19 protein-coding genes and 2 tRNA genes are annotated in these 18,955 nt (G+C 70.8%); 5 read left to right on the top strand and 16 right to left on the bottom strand.

All coding sequences use genetic code 11. The annotated features are described in order from the left end of the window. Positions 1-219: 219 nt before the first annotated feature. Together ACFFJG_RS09990 and ACFFJG_RS09985 are read right to left on the bottom strand one after the other, a co-directional pair. Positions 220-1,173 (bottom strand): rhomboid family intramembrane serine protease, encoded by a 954-nt coding sequence (locus ACFFJG_RS09990; RefSeq protein ID WP_378518511.1) that lies wholly within the window; start codon positions 1,171-1,173, stop codon positions 220-222. Between the two features lie 16 nt (positions 1,174-1,189). Then, the gene (locus ACFFJG_RS09985) at positions 1,190-1,702 is read right to left on the bottom strand and encodes a peptidylprolyl isomerase (RefSeq protein ID WP_378518509.1); all 513 of its coding nucleotides are present in this window, start codon (positions 1,700-1,702) and stop codon (positions 1,190-1,192) included. A 158-nt stretch (positions 1,703-1,860) separates the two neighbouring features. Between ACFFJG_RS09985 and ACFFJG_RS09980 the strand changes: the two genes are divergently transcribed. Then, positions 1,861-2,721, top strand: coding sequence for a hypothetical protein (locus ACFFJG_RS09980; RefSeq protein ID WP_378518506.1), 861 nt, complete (start codon positions 1,861-1,863; stop codon positions 2,719-2,721). 242 nt (positions 2,722-2,963) lie between these two features. Here ACFFJG_RS09980 and ACFFJG_RS09975 read toward each other — a convergent pair whose 3' ends face one another. The 14 genes from ACFFJG_RS09975 to dnaA form a co-directional block, all read right to left on the bottom strand. Next, complete coding sequence (locus tag ACFFJG_RS09975; RefSeq protein WP_378518504.1) at positions 2,964-3,344, bottom strand: DUF3817 domain-containing protein; 381 nt, start codon at positions 3,342-3,344, stop codon at positions 2,964-2,966. A 10-nt stretch (positions 3,345-3,354) separates the two neighbouring features. Beyond that, a complete protein-coding gene (locus ACFFJG_RS09970; RefSeq protein ID WP_378518503.1) occupies positions 3,355-4,134 on the bottom strand; it encodes an SURF1 family protein in 780 nt (259 codons plus the stop codon). A gap of 34 nt (positions 4,135-4,168) precedes the next feature. Continuing rightward, positions 4,169-4,840, bottom strand: coding sequence for a leucine efflux protein LeuE (gene leuE, locus ACFFJG_RS09965; protein ID WP_378518501.1), 672 nt, complete (start codon positions 4,838-4,840; stop codon positions 4,169-4,171). Between the two features lie 81 nt (positions 4,841-4,921). Continuing rightward, positions 4,922-4,997, bottom strand: a tRNA-Ala gene (locus ACFFJG_RS09960). Between the two features lie 25 nt (positions 4,998-5,022). Further along, the gene (locus ACFFJG_RS09955) at positions 5,023-5,148 is read right to left on the bottom strand and encodes a DLW-39 family protein (protein WP_378518500.1); all 126 of its coding nucleotides are present in this window, start codon (positions 5,146-5,148) and stop codon (positions 5,023-5,025) included. Between the two features lie 38 nt (positions 5,149-5,186). Then, positions 5,187-5,263: transfer RNA gene (locus ACFFJG_RS09950), tRNA-Ile, on the bottom strand. Positions 5,264-5,327: 64 nt separating this feature from the next. Further along, the gene (locus ACFFJG_RS09945) at positions 5,328-5,864 is read right to left on the bottom strand and encodes a DUF3566 domain-containing protein (RefSeq protein ID WP_378518498.1); all 537 of its coding nucleotides are present in this window, start codon (positions 5,862-5,864) and stop codon (positions 5,328-5,330) included. 3 nt (positions 5,865-5,867) lie between these two features. After that, positions 5,868-8,597, bottom strand: coding sequence for a DNA gyrase subunit A (gene gyrA / locus ACFFJG_RS09940; RefSeq protein WP_378518496.1), 2,730 nt, complete (start codon positions 8,595-8,597; stop codon positions 5,868-5,870). 60 nt (positions 8,598-8,657) lie between these two features. Beyond that, entirely contained in the window at positions 8,658-10,733 is a 2,076-nt protein-coding gene (gene gyrB / locus ACFFJG_RS09935) for a DNA topoisomerase (ATP-hydrolyzing) subunit B (protein ID WP_378519477.1), read from the bottom strand. A 422-nt stretch (positions 10,734-11,155) separates the two neighbouring features. Continuing rightward, positions 11,156-11,776 carry a DciA family protein gene (locus ACFFJG_RS09930; RefSeq protein ID WP_378518494.1) on the bottom strand — a complete coding sequence of 207 codons (621 nt, stop codon included), beginning with the start codon at positions 11,774-11,776 and terminating at the stop codon, positions 11,156-11,158. Further along, positions 11,766-12,908, bottom strand: a complete 1,143-nt coding sequence (gene recF / locus ACFFJG_RS09925) for a DNA replication/repair protein RecF (RefSeq protein WP_378518493.1) — start codon at positions 12,906-12,908, stop codon at positions 11,766-11,768. Before recF ends, ACFFJG_RS09930 begins: the two co-directional genes overlap by 11 nt. Continuing rightward, positions 12,909-13,883 carry a phosphogluconate dehydrogenase (NAD(+)-dependent, decarboxylating) gene (gene gnd / locus ACFFJG_RS09920; RefSeq protein WP_378518491.1) on the bottom strand — a complete coding sequence of 325 codons (975 nt, stop codon included), beginning with the start codon at positions 13,881-13,883 and terminating at the stop codon, positions 12,909-12,911. A gap of 102 nt (positions 13,884-13,985) precedes the next feature. Further along, a complete protein-coding gene (gene dnaN / locus ACFFJG_RS09915; RefSeq protein WP_378518489.1) occupies positions 13,986-15,119 on the bottom strand; it encodes a DNA polymerase III subunit beta in 1,134 nt (377 codons plus the stop codon). Between the two features lie 442 nt (positions 15,120-15,561). Further along, positions 15,562-17,073, bottom strand: a complete 1,512-nt coding sequence (dnaA, locus tag ACFFJG_RS09910; protein WP_378518487.1) for a chromosomal replication initiator protein DnaA — start codon at positions 17,071-17,073, stop codon at positions 15,562-15,564. A gap of 441 nt (positions 17,074-17,514) precedes the next feature. Between dnaA and rpmH the strand changes: the two genes are divergently transcribed. From rpmH to yidC, 4 genes are all read left to right on the top strand, one after another. Then, entirely contained in the window at positions 17,515-17,652 is a 138-nt protein-coding gene (rpmH, locus tag ACFFJG_RS09905; RefSeq protein ID WP_056156542.1) for a 50S ribosomal protein L34, read from the top strand. Between the two features lie 25 nt (positions 17,653-17,677). Next, positions 17,678-18,031, top strand: coding sequence for a ribonuclease P protein component (gene rnpA / locus ACFFJG_RS09900; protein ID WP_378518485.1), 354 nt, complete (start codon positions 17,678-17,680; stop codon positions 18,029-18,031). Beyond that, positions 18,028-18,291, top strand: a complete 264-nt coding sequence (gene yidD, locus ACFFJG_RS09895; protein ID WP_378518483.1) for a membrane protein insertion efficiency factor YidD — start codon at positions 18,028-18,030, stop codon at positions 18,289-18,291. Before rnpA ends, yidD begins: the two co-directional genes overlap by 4 nt. A 36-nt stretch (positions 18,292-18,327) precedes the next feature. Further along, positions 18,328-18,955 (top strand): membrane protein insertase YidC (gene yidC, locus ACFFJG_RS09890; protein ID WP_446686233.1); only part of this gene is annotated, 628 nt, incomplete at its 3' end.

Here is an 18,955-nt window from a genome sequence, read left to right as displayed (position 1 = left end):
CAGGCTGGGGACATCGAATCCCCGCGTGGACTGCCCCGTCTGGGGTACGGAGGTTCTCCACACTGTGGACAACCTCTGTGGAGAATTACACCGGTGTAGTTGTCCACAGCTGTGTGCACACCTGTGGGAACTCCGGGGCCCGGGAACGCCGCAGCCCCCGCCGTCCGGCGGTGCCGGAGGACGGGGCTGACGTGAGGGTCGAGAGCGACCGCGCGGGGCTCAGCCGAGGGCGGCGACCCGCACCAGGGTGAGGACCCCGAGGCCGACGACCAGCAGGGCCGTCCCGGCCCACTGGTAGGCCTCGCGGTTGCGGCGCGGGGCGTAGGCGATCACGGCCGCGCACAGGGCGCCCACGACGAGGCCGCCGAGGTGGGCCTGCCAGGAGATGTAGCGCCAGCCGAGGACCGTGATGGCCACACCGATCGCGATGTTCTGGGTGATCCACTGCGTGTTCATCCGGGCCTTGAGCAGGGTGACCAGCAGGGCACCGAGGAGCCCGAAGAGCGCGCCCGACGCGCCGACGGTCGAGCTGGCCGGTCCGGCGAACATCATGACCGCCACCGACCCGCCCAGCGCGCTGGTGAGGTAGACCGCGAGGAACCGGGCCCGGCCCAGGATCTGCTCGGTGGCGGTGCCGAGGACGTAGAGGGCCAGCATGTTCATCACCAGGTGCAGGACCTCGACGTGGGTGAACGCCGAGGTGAGCAGCTGCCACCACGCACCCGTGGAGACGCCGTCGACCCAGCTGCCGTCCCCACCGGTGGCCCCGCTGCAGACGGCCGCGTCGCGGACCGAGGGGTACCACTGGCCGGGCGAGCCGGCCGACAGGCAGCGCCCGCCCGGCATCAGCGCCAGCACGTCGCCGAGGCGCGAGCTGCGCCCACCCGTGGCCGTGATCGCCAGCCACACCACCACGTTGATCCCGATCAGCACGAAGCTGGTCAGTCGCGGGTCGCCGCTGCGCCGGCCGCCGTGGAGCGCACGGTTCTGCCGGGAGCTCCGCTGCGCCTCCTCGACGCAGTGGGGGCACTGGAAGCCGACGGCGGCGTCGCGCATGCAGTCGGGGCAGATCGGACGCTCGCAGCGCTGGCAGCGGATCCAGGTCTCGCGACCGGGGTGCCGGTAGCAGGTGGGCACCCCGGTCGCGGGCTGGCCGTCGGACGGCTGGGTCATCGGGCGTGGACGGGGCTCAGCGCTCGATGGTGACGGACTCGATCACCACGGGGTCGACCGGGCGGTCCATCGCACCGGTGGGCGTCGTGGCGATCGCGTCGACCACGTCGCGGCTGGCCTGGTCGGCGACCTCGCCGAAGATGGTGTGCTTGCGGTTGAGCCACGGCGTGGCGCCCACGGTGATGAAGAACTGCGAGCCGTTGGTGCCCGGGCCGGCGTTGGCCATGGCAAGGAGGTACGGCTTGTCGAAGACGAGCTCGGGGTGGATCTCGTCCTTGAACGTGTAGCCCGGGCCACCGGTGCCGGTGCCGAGCGGGCAGCCGCCCTGGATCATGAAGCCGTCGATGACCCGGTGGAAGCCGAGACCGTCGTAGTACTTCTCCCCGCTGCGGCCCGCGTCGTCGCGGTAGTCCTTGGTGCCCTCGGCCAGGCCGACGAAGTTCTCGACGGTCTCGGGGGCGTGGTTCGGGAACAGGTCGATGACGATGTCGCCCCGGTTGGTCTTCAGGGTCGCCTTCAGGTCGGCCATGGATGTGCCTCTCGTGTGAGCTGTGCTTGCGTCGACGATCCTCCCACGCGGCACCCACCCCGGCCCCACGGCGTACCGCAGTCCTTCACCCGGACGGGGCTGTTGGCCCCTTCGGTGGCATGGTGAGATGGAGACACACTGACTCAGGAGGTCACCGCATGCGCTTCGGCCGCAAGAAGTCCCTGATGGACCGGGCCCAGGACTACGTCGAGCAGCTCACCGACACCGTCTCGACCCAGCTCGAGCAGGCGTGGGAGCAGGCCGTCGACAAGGCGGGCCCCGCCCTCACCGATGCCCGTGACAAGGCCGGCCCGATCCTCGCCGACGCCCGTGACAAGGCCACCGAGACCGCCCAGGTCGGTGCCGCCGTCGCGGCCGCCCGGGCTGCGGAGGCCCGGGAGAAGGCCGGACCGGTCATCGCCGCCCGGGCCGCCGAGGCCCGCGACAAGGCCGTCCCCCTCCTCGCGGACGCTCGCGACAAGGCTGCCCCGCTCCTCGCCGAGGCCCGCGCCACGGCCGCCGACAAGGCGTCCGTCGGTGCCGCCCTCGCCGCCGAGAAGGCCGCAGCCAGCCGCGACCTGGCGACCGCCAAGGTCAACGAGCTGCGCGGCATCGAGCCCGAGCCGAAGGGCGGCAGGCTCAAGAAGGTGCTGCTGCTCGGCGGGCTGATCGCTCTCGGCGGGTTCGTCTTCAGCAAGCTGAAGGGCAAGAAGGACGAGGGCGCCAACTGGCAGTCCACCTACGTCCCGCCCGCGCCGCCGAAGCCGGCTGCTCCCGCTGCTCCGGCGACCCCCGCCGCGCCCGCCAGCCCGGCCGCTCCGGCCTCGGGCAGCGACCCGCTGACCGACCCGCTCCCGACCGTCGACGACGTCGTCACCGCCGAGCCCCCGGCCGCCGACGACATCGGGGGCGGCGCCCCCGGTGAGGCGATCAGCGACGCGGTCGAGGACCCCCACCCGGCCACCACGCCCGACGACCCGGCCGAGGTCATCGACATCGACGACGTGCCCAAGAAGTAGCAGCACCCCGGACCCACCTCCGAGCGGTGGTCCAGCCACCTTTCCGGCGTACGGAACGTGGCTGGGCCACCGCTCGATCCGTCTCCAGCCCGAGCGGTGAGCCACGCACGTTGTCAGGCCTCAGAACCTGTCTCACTCACCGCCAGCGAAGGCGCTCCGGCCCGAGCGGTGAGCCACGCACGTTCTCACGGCCCGGAACCTGTCTGACTCACCGCCCTGGCGGAGGGAGGGGCGTACGTCGGTCAGTGCAGCTCGGGGTGCTCGGCGCGGACGCGCCTGGTGGCGCGGTGCTCGGCCCAGAAGGACAGCAGCGGCACGGTGCCGCAGAGCAGCGTCACGAGCGTGAACGGCAGGTCCCAGCGCGCACGGCGGGAGAGCAGGAACGCGCTCAGCAGGAAGATCATGTACAGCCAGCCGTGCGCGACTCCGAGGTACGTCGTGATCAGCTCGCCGGCGTCCTGCGCGTCCGAGCCGGGGGTCACCCACATCGGGGTGCTGTCGAAGACGCCCCACATCGGGGAGCCGTCGAAGTTCGCGAGCGGGACGCCGATGAGGCAGAGGACCACGAGGAGCACGCCGACGACGGTGGCCATCACGCGGTAGGCGGTGAGGTTGCGTTGCACGGCAGCCAACCTAGCCGTCGACCGGTTGGTCGACGCCCGCACGGTCGGCCGGGGCGGCGTCCGCCGTGACCGGGGTCTCGTCGGCCGGCTCCTGCGTCGCGTCGCGGCGCCAGCGCCACCAGATGAAGGCGGCGAACCCGCCGAAGATCCACCACTCGAAGGCGTAGAGCAGGTTGCGCACGCCGGTGAACGTCCCGGGCTCGGGCAGGGCGGAGAGCTCCGCCTGCTCGAGGCCGGGCGCGGCCGCCTGGTCGACGACGTAGGCCGAGAACAGGTCGATGTCGACGCGCTGCACGGCGTCGGCGACCCGGATCTCGGGGAACACGTCGTCGGTGGGGTCGTCGTCGACCGCGAGGTTGCCGTCGGGGGGCTGGAGCCAGCCGACGACGTCCTGGCTGCCGTCGACGGACAGGAGGCCGGGGTCGGGCTCGGACGCCCACCCGCGCACCACGAGGATGCCCGCGTCTCCGACCTGCATCGGGTTGACGGCCCAGTAGCCGTCGCGGCCGTCGTAGGACCGGTCGGAGACCCAGAAGCCGCCGTCGAGCCAGCGACCCTCCACCTCGACCGGGCGCCCGACGTCGGGTGCGGGGAACGGGTCGTCGCTGCCCATCACGTCGTCGAGCGCGACGGGGTCGAGCTGGGTGAGGTCGCGGGCCTCGGCGGTGCGGTGCGCCTGCCAGGCGTCGAGCTGCCACACGCCCAGGCGACCCGCGAGCGCCACCAGCACCAGGGCCAGGACCGCCGCGCCCAGGTCGGTGAGCAGGGGTGGGCGTCGCGCGGAGGTCACGGCACCGATTGTCCCAGCCGCCCGGTGAGCCGGGTCAGGCGGAGGCGAGGGCGAGCTTGACCGCGAAGCCGAGGAACACCGCACCCACCGCCGAGGTCGCTCCGGCCGAGAGCGCCCTGCGTCGGCGGAACGCCTCGGCGAGGTGGGTGCCGCTGACGATCAGGACGCTGAGGTACGCCGCACTGGCCGCGGTCGCGAGCGTGCCCAGCACCAGGAACGACACCGCCGGGCGCGGGTAGGTCGGGTCGACGAACTGCACGAAGAAGGCGACGAAGAAGAGGATCGCCTTGGGGTTGAGCAGGCTGATCAGCAGCGCACGCCGGTAGGGCCGCTCGCCGCGCACCCGCGCCTCCACACCGGCCTCGGCGGTCGCGTCGGCGAGCTGCTCGCCCACGGTGCGGCGCGAGCGCCACATCCCCCGCGCGGCGCGCATCATCCCGATCGCGAGCCACAGCAGGTAGGACGCGCCCACCCACTTCACCACGCCGAACGCCGTCGGGTTGGCCTGCAGCAGCGAGGCGACGCCGGCCGCGGACAGCGTCATCAGCACCGCGTCGCCGGTCCACACGCCTGCCGCCGCGGCGTACCCGCTGCGCACCCCGCGCCGCGCGGCGACGGAGAGGACGTAGAGCGAGTTCGGACCGGGCAGCAGGACGATGAGGACCAGGCCGACGAGGTAGGTCGGGAGGTCGGTGATGCCCAGCACCGCACCAGTGTGGGGCCCGCGCGGGCCGGCCGCACGGCGTTCCCGAGGGATGGGCGGGGCGTCACACCGCCGTCGGTGAGGTGGTGGAGCCTAGGGGACTCGAACCCCTAACCCCCTGCTTGCAAAGCAGGTGCGCTACCAATTGCGCCAAGGCCCCGTGTTCGGGAGGTGATCGGGAGGTGTCAGGCCTTGCCGACGCTGTCGGTGGCCTCGGCCCAGAGGGCCTGCTCGTGCTTGCCCTCGTCGAGCTTCTTCTTCGCGAACGCCGCGCCGGCGGCGGCGAGGACGACCAGCAGGAGCTTCTTCACGGACTCTCTCCTTGCGTCGAGGACGTCGAGGGGGTGTGTGGTGGGCCTAGGAGGACTTGAACCTCCGACCTCTTCCTTATCAGGGAAGCGCTCTAACCGTCTGAGCTATAGGCCCGCATCCGTCGCAAGCGACGACGCCGAAGATTACCTGACCGGGGTCGGGCGGCACCAATCGGGGATCAGCGCTCGTCCTCGGCGAGGGTGACCTCGATGCCACCGAGCAGGGCGGCCGCGAGGTTGTAGAGGAAGGCGGTGAGGGTGGCGATCGCGGTCAGCAGCACGACGTCGACCACGGAGACCAGCAGCGTGAAGCCCAGCACCCGCGACATCCCGACGTAGTCGGTCACGTCGAAGGTGGAGTTGCCGCTGTCGCCCTCGACGATGCTCGCCACCGCGGAGTTGATCGAGTCCCACACGCCGGCGGCGCCCAGGACCGACCACACCATGAAGATCGCCACGAACGTCACGACGCCGAAGGCGACCGAGAGCAGGAACGACGTCTTCATCACCGACCACGGGTCGACCCGGGTCAGGCGCAGGCGTGCGCGACGGGGCTGGCGCGAGCCGGAGGGCGCGCGCCGCCCCTTGGCGGGGGCGGCGTTCGCACGGTGCTCCTCGGCCGCGCCGGTCAGCGTGTCCTGAAGCTTGCCGGCGAAGGTGCGCCTGGCCGGCTCACTCCCCGACGGACGACGGGAAGTCGCGGTGCGGTCCGACATGGATCACTCCTCGGTGGTGTCGTCGGGGGTCTCGGGGCTGTCCTCCACAGGCGCCTCGACGGCGTCCTGACCCTCGATTGTTGCACCGTCGACCACGTCGGGCGAAACGGCTGCGGCCTCCCGGGCGCCCTCCTCGACCTCGGCCGCACCCTCGGCGATGGCGTCCTCCGCCTCGTCGACGACCTTGGCCTCGACGGAGCGGGCCACGACCGCGACGGTGTCGCCCTTCTTGGGCGTCACGAACTTCACGCCCATGGTGGACCGGCCCGTCGGGCGGAAGTTGGCGTCGATCGGGCTGCGCACGACCTGGCCGCTGCTGGTGATCGAGAGGACCTCGTCGTCCTCCTCGACGATGAACGCGCCGACCAGGCCGCCGCGGTCCTCGTTGGCCAGCGACATCGCCTTGATGCCGATGCCGCCGCGCGACTGCAGGCGGTACTCCGAGATCCGGGTGCGCTTGGCGAAGCCGCCGTCGGTGATCGCGAAGACGTACTGCTCCTTGACCTCGTCGGACTCCGCGGCGTCGCCCTCGACGGCCTCCTCGGCCGCGACCTGCGCGGCGCGGATCACCGACATCGACAGCAGCGAGTCGCCGTCGCGGAACTTCATGCCGCGCACACCGCCGGTCGCGCGGCCCATCGGGCGCAGCTGCTCGTCGTCGGCCTTGAACCGGATCGACTGGCCCTTGCGGGACACGAGCAGGATGTCGTCGTCGCCGTTGGCGAGCTCGGCGCCGATCAGCTCGTCGTCGTCCTCGCGGAAGTTGATCGCGATGACGCCGGCCTGGCGGGGGCTGTTGTAGTCGCCCAGCTTGGTCTTCTTCACCAGGCCCGTGCGGGTGGCCAGGACGAGGTAGGGGGCCTGGTCGTAGTCGCGGATCGCGAGCACCTGGGCGATGTCCTCGTCGGGCTGGAAGCTCAGCAGGCCGGCCACGTGGCCGCCCTTCGCGTCGCGGGCCGCCTCGGGGAGGTTGTAGGCCTTGGTGCGGTAGACCCGCCCGGCGGTGGTGAAGAACAGCAGCCAGTGGTGGTTGGTGGTGGCGATGAAGTGCTGCACGACGTCGTCGCCGCGCAGCGTCGCGCCCCGTACGCCCTTGCCGCCGCGCTTCTGCAGGCGGTACTGGTCGGCCCGGGTGCGCTTGGCGTAGCCGCCGCGGGTGATGGAGACGACGAGCTCCTCGTCGGGGATCAGGTCCTCCATCGACAGGTCGCCATCGGCCGCGATGATCTGCGTGCGGCGGTCGTTGCCGTACTTCTCGACGATCTCGGTGAGCTCGTCGGAGACGATCTGCCGCTGGCGCGCCTCGTTGGCCAGGATGTCCTCGAGGTCGGCGATGACGCGCTCGAGCTCGGCGAGGCGGTCCATGATCTTCTGGCGCTCGAGGGCGGCCAGCCGGCGCAGCTGCATCTCGAGGATCGCGTTGGCCTGGATCTCGTCGATCTCGAGCAGGCTCATCAGCCCGGTGCGGGCCTCCTCGACGTCGGGGCTGCGCCGGATCAGGGCGATGACCTCGTCGAGCGCGTCGAGGGCCTTGGCGAGACCGCGGTAGATGTGCGCCTGGCGCTCGGCCTCGGCGAGGCGGAAGCGGGTACGCCGCTGGATGACCTCGATCTGGTGGGTCACCCACTGCGAGATGAACTGGTCGATCGGCAGCGTGCGCGGCACGCCGTCGACCAGCGCGAGCATGTTGGCGCTGAAGTTGGACTGCAGCTCGGTGTGCTTGAACAGGTTGTTGAGCACCACGCGGGCGACGGCGTCGCGTTTGAGGATGATGACCAGTCGCTGCCCGGTGCGCGAGCTGGTGTCGTCGCGGACGTCGGAGATGCCCTGGATGCGACCGGAGTCGGCGAGCTCGGCGATCTTCAGCGCGAGGTTGTCGGGGTTGACCATGTAGGGCAGCTCGCTGATGACCAGCATGACGCGGCCCTTGGCGTCCTCGTCGATCTCGACCACGGCGCGCTGCGTGATCGAGCCACGGCCGGTGCGGTAGGCCTGCTCGATGCCCTGGCGGCCGACGATGAGCGCGCCGTTGGGGAAGTCGGGGCCCTTGATCCGCTCGACCAGGGCGTCCTGCAGCTCCTCCTTGGTGGCGTCGGGGTGCTCGAGCGCCCAGACGGCACCCTCGGCCACCTCGCGGAGGTTGTGCGGCGGGATGTTGGTCGCCATGCCGACCGCGATGCCGGCCGAGCCGTTGACCAGCAGGTTGGGGAACCGGCTGGGCAGGATGGTCGGCTCCTGCGAGCGACCGTCGTAGTTGGGCTGGAAGTCGACGGTGTCCTCGTCGATGTCGCGGACCATCTCCATGGCCAGCGGCGCCATCCGGCACTCGGTGTACCGCATGGCGGCGGCGGAGTCGTTGCCCGGCGAGCCGAAGTTGCCCTGCCCGTTGATCAGCGGCGCGCGCAGCACCCACGGCTGCGCGAGGCGCACCATGGTGTCGTAGATCGCGGAGTCGCCGTGCGGGTGGTACTGACCCATGACGTCGCCGACCACGCGCGAGCACTTGGAGAAGCCGCGGTCGGGGCGGTATCCGCCGTCGTACATCGCGTAGAGGATGCGGCGGTGCACCGGCTTGAGGCCGTCGCGCACGTCGGGCAGCGCGCGCCCGACGATCACCGTCATCGCGTAGTCGATGTAGGACTGCTGCATCACCGTCTGCAGCTCGACGGGCTGGATGCGGTCGTCGCCGAAGCCGAAGCCGCCGGCCCCGGTGCCCGTGGGAGTCTCGGTCATGTCTGGTTGTCTCCTGCGTTCTATCGATGTCTAGGAATGCGCGTAGAGGGGACTAGCGGCCTAGATATCGAGGAATCGGACGTCCTTGGCGTTGCGCTGGATGAAGGAGCGGCGCTGCTCGACGTCCTCGCCCATGAGGATCGAGAAGATCTCGTCGGCCTGCGCGGCGTCCTCGAGGGTCACCTGCTTCATCAGGCGGGCGTCGGGGTCCATCGTGGTCTCCCACAGCTCGTCGGCGTTCATCTCGCCGAGACCCTTGTAGCGCTGGACCGGGTTCTCCTTGGGGAGCTTCTTGCCCTGGGCCAGGCCGTCGGCCATCAGCGCGTCGCGCTCGGCGTCGGAGTAGACGAACTCGTGCTCGGCGGGCTTGTTCCAGCGCAGGCGGTAGAGCGGGGGCTGGGCCATGTAGACGTAGCCGTGCTCGATCAGCGGCTTCATGAAGCGGAACAGCAGGGTCAGCAGCAGCGTGTTGATGTGGTGGCCGTCGACGTCGGCGTCGGCCATCATCACGACCTTGTGGTAGCGCAGCTTCTCGAGGCTGAACTCCTCGTGGATGCCGGTGCCGAGCGCGGAGATGATCGCCTGCACCTCGGTGTTGGCGAGCACCTTGTCGATGCGCGCCTTCTCGACGTTGAGGATCTTGCCGCGGATCGGGAGGATCGCCTGGATGCGCGGGTCGCGTCCCTGGCGCGCCGAGCCGCCGGCCGAGTCGCCCTCGACGATGAAGACCTCGCACTCGGCGGGGTTGGTCGACTGGCAGTCGCTCAGCTTGCCGGGCAGGCCACCCCCGCCGAGCAGGCCCTTGCGGTTGCGGGCGAGCTCACGGGCCTTGCGGGCCGCGATGCGCGCGTTGGCCGCGGCCTGCGACTTGCGCACGATCTCCTTGCCCTCGGCCGGGTTCTGCTCGAACCAGGCGCCGAGCTGGTCGTTCATGATGCGCTGGGTGAAGCCCTTGGCCTCGGTGTTGCCGAGCTTGGTCTTGGTCTGGCCCTCGAACTGCGGCTCGCCGAGCTTGATCGAGATGATGGCGGTCAGGCCCTCGCGGATGTCGTCGCCGGAGACCCGGTCCTCCTTCTTCTTGATCAGGCCCCACTCCTCGCCCCAGCTGTTGACCAGCGAGGTCAGCGAGGCGCGGAAGCCCTCCTCGTGGGTGCCGCCCTCGTGGGTGTTGATGTTGTTGGCGAAGGTGTGGACCGACTCGGTGTAGGAGGTGTTCCACTGCATCGCGACCTCGAGGCTCATGTGCTGGCCCGGGGCGCCCTCGGCCGTCTCGGCCTCGAAGGAGATGACGGTCGCGTTGGCGATGGTCTTGCGGCGGTTGAGGTGCTCGACGTAGTCGACGAGGCCGCGGTCGTACTTGAAGACCTGCTCCAGGCCGCCGGTCTCGGCGCGCTTGGGGGCGTCGTGGCCGGCGTTGTCGATCTCGTTGTCGATGGTGTCGTCCTCGACGGCGTCGACGCGCGACTCGGCGTCGGCCCGCTCGTCGCGCACGACGAACTCGACGCCCTTGTTGAGGAACGCCATCTCGCGGATGCGCGAGGTGATGGTCTCGAGGTTGTACGTCGTGTGCTCGAAGATGTCGGGCGAGGCGTACCAGGTCACCGTGGTGCCGGTCTGCTCGCCGTCCTCCATCGGGCGGACCTGCTCGAGGTCGGCGTCGGGCACGCCGAGCTGGAACGACTGGCGCCACAGGTGGCCGCGGTTCTTCACCTCAGCGACCAGGTGGGTGGACAGCGCGTTGACGACCGAGACACCGACGCCGTGCAGACCGCCGGAGACCTTGTAGCCGCCGCCGCCGAACTTGCCGCCGGCGTGGAGCATGGTGAGCGCCATCGTGAGCGCCGGCATCTCCTGGCCCGGGGCGGTGTCGGTCGGGATGCCGCGACCGTTGTCCTCGACGCGGACGCCGCCGTCCTCCTGCAGCGTCAGCACGATGCGGGTGGCGTAGCCGGCGAGCGCCTCGTCGACGCCGTTGTCCACGATCTCCCAGATCAGGTGGTGCAGGCCACGCTCACCGGTCGAGCCGATGTACATGCCGGGCCGCTTGCGGACCGCCTCGAGGCCCTCGAGGACCTGGATCGCGGAGGCGTCGTACTCGGTGCCCTCGTCGACCGCCGTGCTGGAGCGCTTCTCCACGGCCGGCTCGGCCTCGCCCGCGGAGTCCGCGACGGACGCGGCGAGGGCCTCGGCCCGCTCGGCCTCGGTGGGGGCCTCTGCAGGGGAGGTGGCAGGGGAGTCGGGGGAGGAACCGGGAGAGGAGTCGGAGATCTGACCTGGGGTGGGCTCGGTGTTCTCTTCGCTCAAGGCACGGCCTTCTTCTCTTCGCCCGGGGGCGCTCGACATGAGTCGAGTCGCGGCGGTTTGCAGAGCAACCCAGCGTGCGACTCGTACACCCATACTACCCCGTGAGGGGCCCTCGACCCCAGCACCAACCCGGCCCTGGGGGGCGACGAGGGCGAAAAAGTCCCTCCAGACGGCCCATGAGGCCGGATCTCGCGGCCGAACAGGGGGGTCGGTGGGTCCCCCTACCGGTCGGCGGCCCCCAGATCGGCTCAGGCTCAGCCGTAGGTGTCGCGCGGGCCGCGACCGTCGCGGCTGGAGAAGCGGCCCTTGGTCCAGGTCGGCAGGTGCGGGCCGAGCACCTCGATCACCGTGACCGTGCCGTGGCCGAGGTCCTCGTTGAGCCGGCGCACCACGGCCGGGGCGAGCAGCTTGAGCTGGGTGGCCCAGGCGGTGGAGTCGGTGCGCACGACCAGCCGGCCGTCGTCGAAGGACTCGGGGGTGCAGTGGGCGGCGACCTCGTCGCCGACGAGCTCGGCCCAGCGGCCGAACACCCCCTGCACCTTGAGGTCGACCTCCCACCCGTGGTTGGCGATCAGCCGGCCGAGTGCCTGCTCGAGCAGCTGCGGGTCGCGGTCGTCCGGGCGCGCGCCCGACGCCTTGCCGCTCACGCGGCGCCGGGACGGCCCGCCGCGTCGGCGTGCCGTGGGCGTGCCAGGACTCGCGGCCGCGGCACGGGCCGCTGCCCGGGCCAGGTCGAGCCCGTCGGGCCGGTGCTCGGGCGCCGCCTCGGGTGGGCGGGCCTCCGCGGAGGCGGCGTCCGTGGGGTCGGTGGGCTCCGTCGCGCCGGCGGCGTCACGAGCGCCCGGCCCCTCGCCCGCACCGGGCTCACTCCTCACGGGTGACCTGCCCGTCGGCGACCCGGAACCGGGTGCCGCGCAGCGCCTCCGGCACGTCGGCGGCCACCGCGGCGGTGACCAGCACCTGCTCGGCGCCCGCGACGAGCTGGGCGAGCTGGCTGCGACGCTCGGTGTCGAGCTCGGCGAAGACGTCGTCGAGCACCAGGATCGGGTCGTCGCCGTCGGCGCGGAGCAGGTCGTACGACGCCAGCCGCAGGGCGAGCGCGAACGACCACGACTCCCCGTGGGAGGCGTACCCCTTGACCGGCAGCCGCAGCTCGCCGTTGCCGAGCGTGAGCAGCAGCTCGTCGCGGTGCGGCCCGACGAGCGAGATGCCGCGGTCGAGCTCGTCCTTGCGCCGCGCGGCGATCGCGTCGAGCATCGCCTGCTGCAGGTCGCGGTCGTCGCCGTCGGGGCCCAGCTCGATGCTCGGGCGGTACTCCACGTCGGCGTCGTCGCGGCTGGCGCCCCGGGCGACCGCCTCGTAGGCCTTGCCGAGGTAGGGCCGCAGCGCCTCGACCAGCGCGAGCCGCGCCCCCAGCAGCTCCGACCCCACCCGGGCCAGGTTGTCGTCCCAGATCTCCAGGGTGGACAGCGCGGCGTCGCGCGAGCCGCCGCGGGCGATGCCGGCGGTCTTGAGCAGGCTGTTGCGCTGCTTGAGGATCCGGTCGTAGTCGCTGCGCACGCCGGCGAGGCGCGGCGTGCGGAGCACCAGCAGGTCGTCGAGGAAGCGCCTCCGGTCGGACGGGTCGCCCTTGACGAGGGTGAGGTCGTCGGGGGCGAACACGACCGTGCGGACCAGCCCGACGATCTCGCGGGGCCGGGGGAGCGGCGAGCGGTTGATCCGGGCGCGGTTGGCCCGGCCGGGGTTGAGCTCGACCTCGAGGAGCGCGGTGCGGCCCTCCTTCACCACCGAGGCGCGCACGATCGCCTGGTCGGCGCCGGCCCGCACGAGCGGGGTGTCGGTGGAGACCCGGTGGGAGGAGAGCCGCGACAGGTAGTCGATGGCCTCGACCAGGTTGGTCTTGCCCTGGCCGTTGCGGCCGATGAACGCCGTCGCCCCCGGCTCCAGCGCGACGTCGAGGTCGGCGTACGAGCGGAAGTCGTGCAGGGTGAGGTGGGCGACGTGCACTTAGCTCTCGCCGGGCTCCGCGCCGTCTCCCGCGCCGGCCTTCTTCGAGGTCTCCGACTGCTCGGCACCCGCCGAGCCCTCGGCGTCGCCACCCTTGGGGGCCGACGACCGCACCGCGTGGCCACCGAACTGGTTGCGCATCGCGGCGACGGCCTTCATCGTCGGTGAGTCGTCCTGCTGGGAGACGAAGCGCGCGTAGAGGGCGGCCGTGATGGCCGGGGTCGCGACACCGTGCTCGATGCCCGCCTCGACCGTCCAGCGTCCCTCGCCGGAGTCCGCGGCGTAGCCGGCGATCTTGCTGAGCCCCGGGTCCTCGTCGAGCGCGTTGACCATGAGGTCGAGCAGCCAGGAGCGGATGACCGTGCCCTCGCGCCACGAGCGGAAGACCTCGGTCACGTTGTCGGTGAGCTCGGCCTTGTCGAGCAGCTCCCAGCCCTCGGCGTAGGCCTGCATGATCGCGTACTCGATGCCGTTGTGGACCATCTTGGAGAAGTGGCCGGCACCGACCTTGCCGGCGTGCACCGCGCCGAAGTCACCCTCCGGCTTGAGCGCGTCGAAGGCCTCCTGCACCTTGGCGATGTCGTCGGCGTCGCCGCCGTACATCAGGGCGTAGCCGTTCTCCAGGCCCCAGACGCCCCCGGAGACACCGCAGTCGACGTAGCCGATGCCCTTCTCGGCGAGCAGCTCGGCGTTCGCGATGTCGTCGGTCCAGCGGGAGTTGCCGCCGTCGACGACGACGTCGCCCTCCTCGAGCAGCTCGGAGAGCTCCTTGACCGTCGCGCGCGTCGGCTCGCCGGCCGGCACCATCACCCAGACGGCCCTGGGGGTCGGGAGCGCCTCGACCATCTCGGCCAGCGACCCCGCGTCGCTGACGTCGGGGTTGCGGTCGTAGCCGACGACGGTGAGTCCAGCGCGGCGCATGCGCTCGCGCATGTTGCCGCCCATCTTGCCGAGACCGATGAGTCCGATGTCCATGTCAGGAGACTAGCCGTGCACGAGGAACGAGTGCAGGGGGTGTCGACCGAGGTCGAGCGAGCGCGCGGCCGAGGGACGAGGTCGCGACGGCGCGTACGCCGCTCAGCCGAGGAGGCGTCGCGGCATCAGCAGGTAGCGGAAGGTGCTCGTGTCGTCGGCGTCGGTGCCCGAGATGACCACGGGCTTGGTGGCCTGGGTGAAGGACAGGTCGACGAACTCGCCGTCGATGGCGGTGAGGCCGTCGAGGAGGAACTGCGGGTTGAAGCCGGTGGTGAGCTCGTCGCCGGTGATCTCCGCGTCGACCGCCTCGGTGGCCATCGCCTCGTCGCCGGACCCGGCGTCGAGGACGATCTGGTGCTCGCCGAACTTCATCTGCACCGCGGTGTTGCGCTCGGCCACGAGCGCGACGCGCTTGACGGTCTCGATCAGCTCGGCCTTGTTGACCTTCGCGACCGTCAGGTGCTCGGCGGGGAAGAGCGAGCGGACCTTGGGGAACTCGCCGTCGAGGAGGCGGGTGGTGGTGCGGCGCACCCCGCCCAGGCCGGTGCCCTCGAAGCCGATCAGGCCCTCGCCCGCACCCCCGGAGCTGAGCGCGATCGTGACCTCGGCGCCGGAGGTGAGCGACTTGGCGGTGTCACCGAGCACCTTGGCCGGCACCAGCGCGGCCACCGACTCGTCGGGGGACTGCGGGTTCCAGGTGAGCTCGCGGTGCGAGAGCCGGAAGCGGTCGGTGGCCAGCAGCGCCATCGTCGAGCCGTCGATCTCGATCCGGACACCGGTCAGCACGGGCAGCATGTCGTCGCGACCGGCCGCGGTGACCGCCTGGGACACGGCGTGGGCGAAGTCGGCGCTCGAGACCGTGCCGGTGGCGGCGGGCATCTCGGGCAGCGTCGGGTAGTCGGAGACCGGCATGGTCTGGAGGCTGAACCGCGCCGAGCCGCAGGTGAGCGAGACGCGCGGGCCCTCGAGGGTCAGCTCGACCGGCTTGGCCGGCAGGCTGCGGCAGATGTCGGCGAGGAGGCGGCCGCTGACCAGGGCGCGACCCTCGTCGTTGACCTCGGCGGTCAGCGTGGCGCGAGCGGAGGTCTCGTAGTCGAAGGTGGAGAGCACCAGACCCGCGTCGCTGGCCTCGATCAGCAGTCCCGCGAGCACCGGGGAGCTGGGACGGACCGGCAGGCTGCGCGCGGCCCAGGCCACGGCATCGGCGAAGACGTCGCGTTCGACGCGGAACTTCACAAGGGTCTCCTGAGAGAAGTGGGTGGAGAGGTGGGGCGAGCAACAAGGTCGATCAGCGGGCAGGCTCGGCCGACCCGCGTGCGCGTGGGAAGTGCATCCTGCCACGCGTGTCGAGGAGCACGGGAGGGGTTGTCCCCAGAGGGAGGGCCGTTCGGTGTTGGTGGGAGTCCGGAGCAGTCTTGAGGTCCACAGTGGTCGTAGCGTCGGTGGAAACTGTGGACGAGTCGGGTTGTGGCTGGTCAGGTGCCATTTGGGCTGTTGACGACGGGTGTGCACGACGACCGGTGCCGCTGCCGGCGGGTGTGGACCGCGCGGGGGTTCGTGTGGTTCGTCCCCGGGTGTCCACAGGGGCTGGGGACGAGCGGCGGGACCGAACCACATGTTCTCCACATCGCAGCGGGCGCCACGACGGTGGACGTCGGGCGGCCGCAGCGGGGAGGGGTCAGCCCTGGCGGGCCTGCATCTTGACCCGGTTGGTGAGCTCGCTGACCTGGTTGAACACGGCGCGACGCTCGGCGAGCAGCTGGCGGATCTTGCGGTCGGCGTACATCACCGTGGTGTGGTCGCGGCCGCCGAACTCCCGGCCGATCTGGGGCAGCGACATCGAGGTGAGCTCGCGGCAGAGGTACATGCCGATCTGGCGGGCCATCACCAGGTGGCGCCCGCGGGAGGGTCCGGTGAGGTCCTCGAGCGAGACCCCGAAGTAGGCCGCGGTCTGGGCGATGATCAGCGCGTGGGTGATCTCGGGCTCGCCGCCCTCGGGGATCAGGTCCTTGAGCACGATCTCGGCCAGGGTCATGTCGACCTCCTGGCGGTTGAGGTTCGCGAAGGCGGTCACGCGGATGAGGGCGCCCTCGAGCTCGCGGATGTTGGTCTGGATCTTCGAGGCGATGAACTCGAGGACGTCCGGCGGCGCGGTCAGCCGGTCCATCGCGGCCTTCTTGCGCAGGATGGCGATGCGGGTCTCGAGGTCCGGCGGCTGGACGTCGGTGATCAGGCCCCACTCGAACCGGTTGCGCAGCCGGTCCTCGAGCGCCTCGAGCCGCTTGGGCGCGCGGTCGGAGGTCAGCACGATCTGCTTGTTGGCGTTGTGGAGCGTGTTGAAGGTGTGGAAGAACTCCTCCTGGGTCTGGGTCTTGCCCTCCAGGAACTGGATGTCGTCGATCAGGAGCACGTCGACGTCGCGGTAGCGCCGCTTGAAACGGTCCTGCCGGTCGTCGCGGATCGCGTTGATGAACTCGTTGGTGAACTCCTCGCTCGAGACGTAGCGCACCTTGGCGTTGCTGTAGAGGCTGCGCACGTAGTGGCCGATGGCGTGGAGCAGGTGGGTCTTGCCCAGCCCCGACTCGCCGTAGACCAGGAGCGGGTTGTAGGCCTTGCCCGGCGCCTCCGCCACCGCGACGGCGGCCGCGTGCGGGAACCGGTTCGACGACCCGATGACGAACGTCTCGAACGTGTACTTGGGGTTGAGCCGGGTCTCCAGGGCGGACGGGCGCCGCTCGCCGGCTCCGGCCTGGCCGGCCGAGGGGTCGAAGGACTCCGCCGCGGCGGGCGCGGCCACCGGGTCGGCCATGGACACATTTGTCGACAAGGCGACATGTGGATCTGTCGTTTCGTCGACGAGGTCGATCGGGGCGTCCTCCAGAGCCGGGTTGACCGTCACCAGCATCCGGATCTCGCGCCCGAAGCCCTCGGTCAGCGCCGCCTCGATGTGGTTGCGCAGCCGGCCCTCGAGCTGGTTGCGCGTGAAGTCGTTGGGCACCGCGATGATCGCGGTGTTCTCGTGGAGCGTCATCGGGACGCTGGGGCGCAGCCACGCCCTCTGGTTGGGCTGGAGGTCCTCGACGATCTGCTGCCACGCCGTCTGGAGATCTACCTGCTGGTCGTCCACCGGAGCGCCCTCACCTGTTGCTGTCGTCGCGTCGTCCCGGACGGCGGCCCGGCACTGGTCCACAGAGTTCTCCACAAGCTGTGAACGGTTCTGCCGCTCGCGGGCGGCCACGTCCTCCCCAGCCTTCCGGTCAACCCCGCCGGTGACGTTCGTGCAGGTCAACGGCGGTTTCGCGACCCAGGGGCGTGGGGACACCCTCGGGTGCGGAACGCGACGGGACGATGAATTCCACAGGCTGCGGAGGCCGCGAACGTAACAACCCGACGGGCCCGGGAGCAAGACGTCATCCACAGGGGTCACCGAGGGGGTCGCGCGTGGGTTTGACCCCCTCTTCGCGGACCGCGTACCGTTGGCCGGTCGCTCCGTGTCGACGGGTGCCGCATGTCCACGTTCCGCCACCAGGCGGCCACGTGGGTGGGCGGTGCCGGCCGAAGATGCCTTGACTGGCCGCACACCGACCGCGTTGTGGAGTGGACATCCCTCGAGAACTTCGGAGAAATAGCCGTGAGCAAGCGTACCTACCAGCCGAACAACCGCCGCCGCCACAAGGTGCACGGTTTCCGTCTGCGCATGCGGACCCGCGCCGGCCGGTCCATCCTGTCGAGCCGACGGCGCAAGGGCCGCAAGAGCCTGGCCGTCTGACGGCCCCGGTCCACGGCCGACCGCCGTGCTCCCCTCCGCCAACCGGCTGACCGACAGCGACGACTTCCGTCGCGCGGTCCGCAGCGGACGACGGGCCGGATCCGCGACGCTGGTGGTCCACCTCTGGGTGGACGACGAGCGGTCGGAGGAGTCCGCGCAGGTGGGGTTCACGGTCAGCAAGGCCGTGGGTGATGCCGCCACGCGCAATCGTGTGAAGAGACGTCTGCGTCACCTGACCCGGGAGCACCTCCCCTCGCTGGAGGAGCTCCCGGGTCGTGCTGCACTCGTGGTCAGGGCGCTCCCCGCCTCGGCAGGAGCCTCGTACGACGAGCTGGCCGCGGACCTGCGCCGTACGCTCGAACGGGTGAGCGCCGCATGAAGCACCTCCTCATCGCCCTGATCCGGGGCTGGCGGTTCGCGATCAGTCCTCTCTACGGCCAGGTCTGCCGCTACCACCCGACCTGCTCGGCCTATGCCCTCGAGGCGGTGACCGAGCACGGAGCGGTGCGCGGCACCTGGCTCTCCGTCCGCCGCATCCTGCGCTGCCACCCGTGGGCGGCCGGCGGCTACGACCCCGTTCCGTCCCGCGCCACCCCGGCTGCGGACCCTTCCCCGTCACCCGCAACTCGAGGAGCTTGAGTGCTCGACTTCCTTGGATCCATCGGCCACGCGATCATGGTGCCGCTCTACTACGCGGTGTCCTTCGTGCTGGTGGGCTTCCACAAGCTGTTCTCGACGTTCCTCGACCCGTCCGGCGGGGCCTCGTGGGTGCTGTCGATCATCGGCCTGACCCTGACCATCCGGGCGGCCCTGATCCCGCTGTTCGTCAAGCAGATCAAGTCCAGCCGCAACATGCAGCTCATCCAGCCCAAGGTGCGCGAGCTGCAGAAGAAGTACGGGCACGACCGGGAGCGTCTCGCGCAGGAGACGATGAAGCTCTACAAGGAGTCGGGCACCAACCCGTTCGCCTCCTGCCTGCCGATCCTGCTGCAGATGCCGATCTTCCTGGCGCTCTTCCGGATGCTCGACCAGGCGGCGAAGAAGGGCCGGGAGCACGGCTTCCTCACCGCCGACATGGCCAAGGAGTTCGGCGACTCCAAGCTGTTCGGCGAGATCAAGGTCTCCGGCACCTTCATGAACGCCGACAACGCGGGCGTGATGGTCCTCGCCGCGATCCTGGTGCTCGCGATGACCGCGACCACGTTCATGACCCAGCGTCAGCTGATGAGCAAGAACATGCCGGCCGACGCGCTGTCCGGCCCGTACGCACAGCAGCAGAAGCTGCTTCTCTACGTCCTCCCGG

It is taken from the genome of Nocardioides zeicaulis (genome assembly GCF_042432345.1).
Classification (GTDB): domain Bacteria; phylum Actinomycetota; class Actinomycetes; order Propionibacteriales; family Nocardioidaceae; genus Nocardioides; species Nocardioides zeicaulis.
The sequence above is the reverse complement of the archived record's forward strand: the minus strand, read 5'-3'. Positions and strand labels throughout refer to the sequence as shown.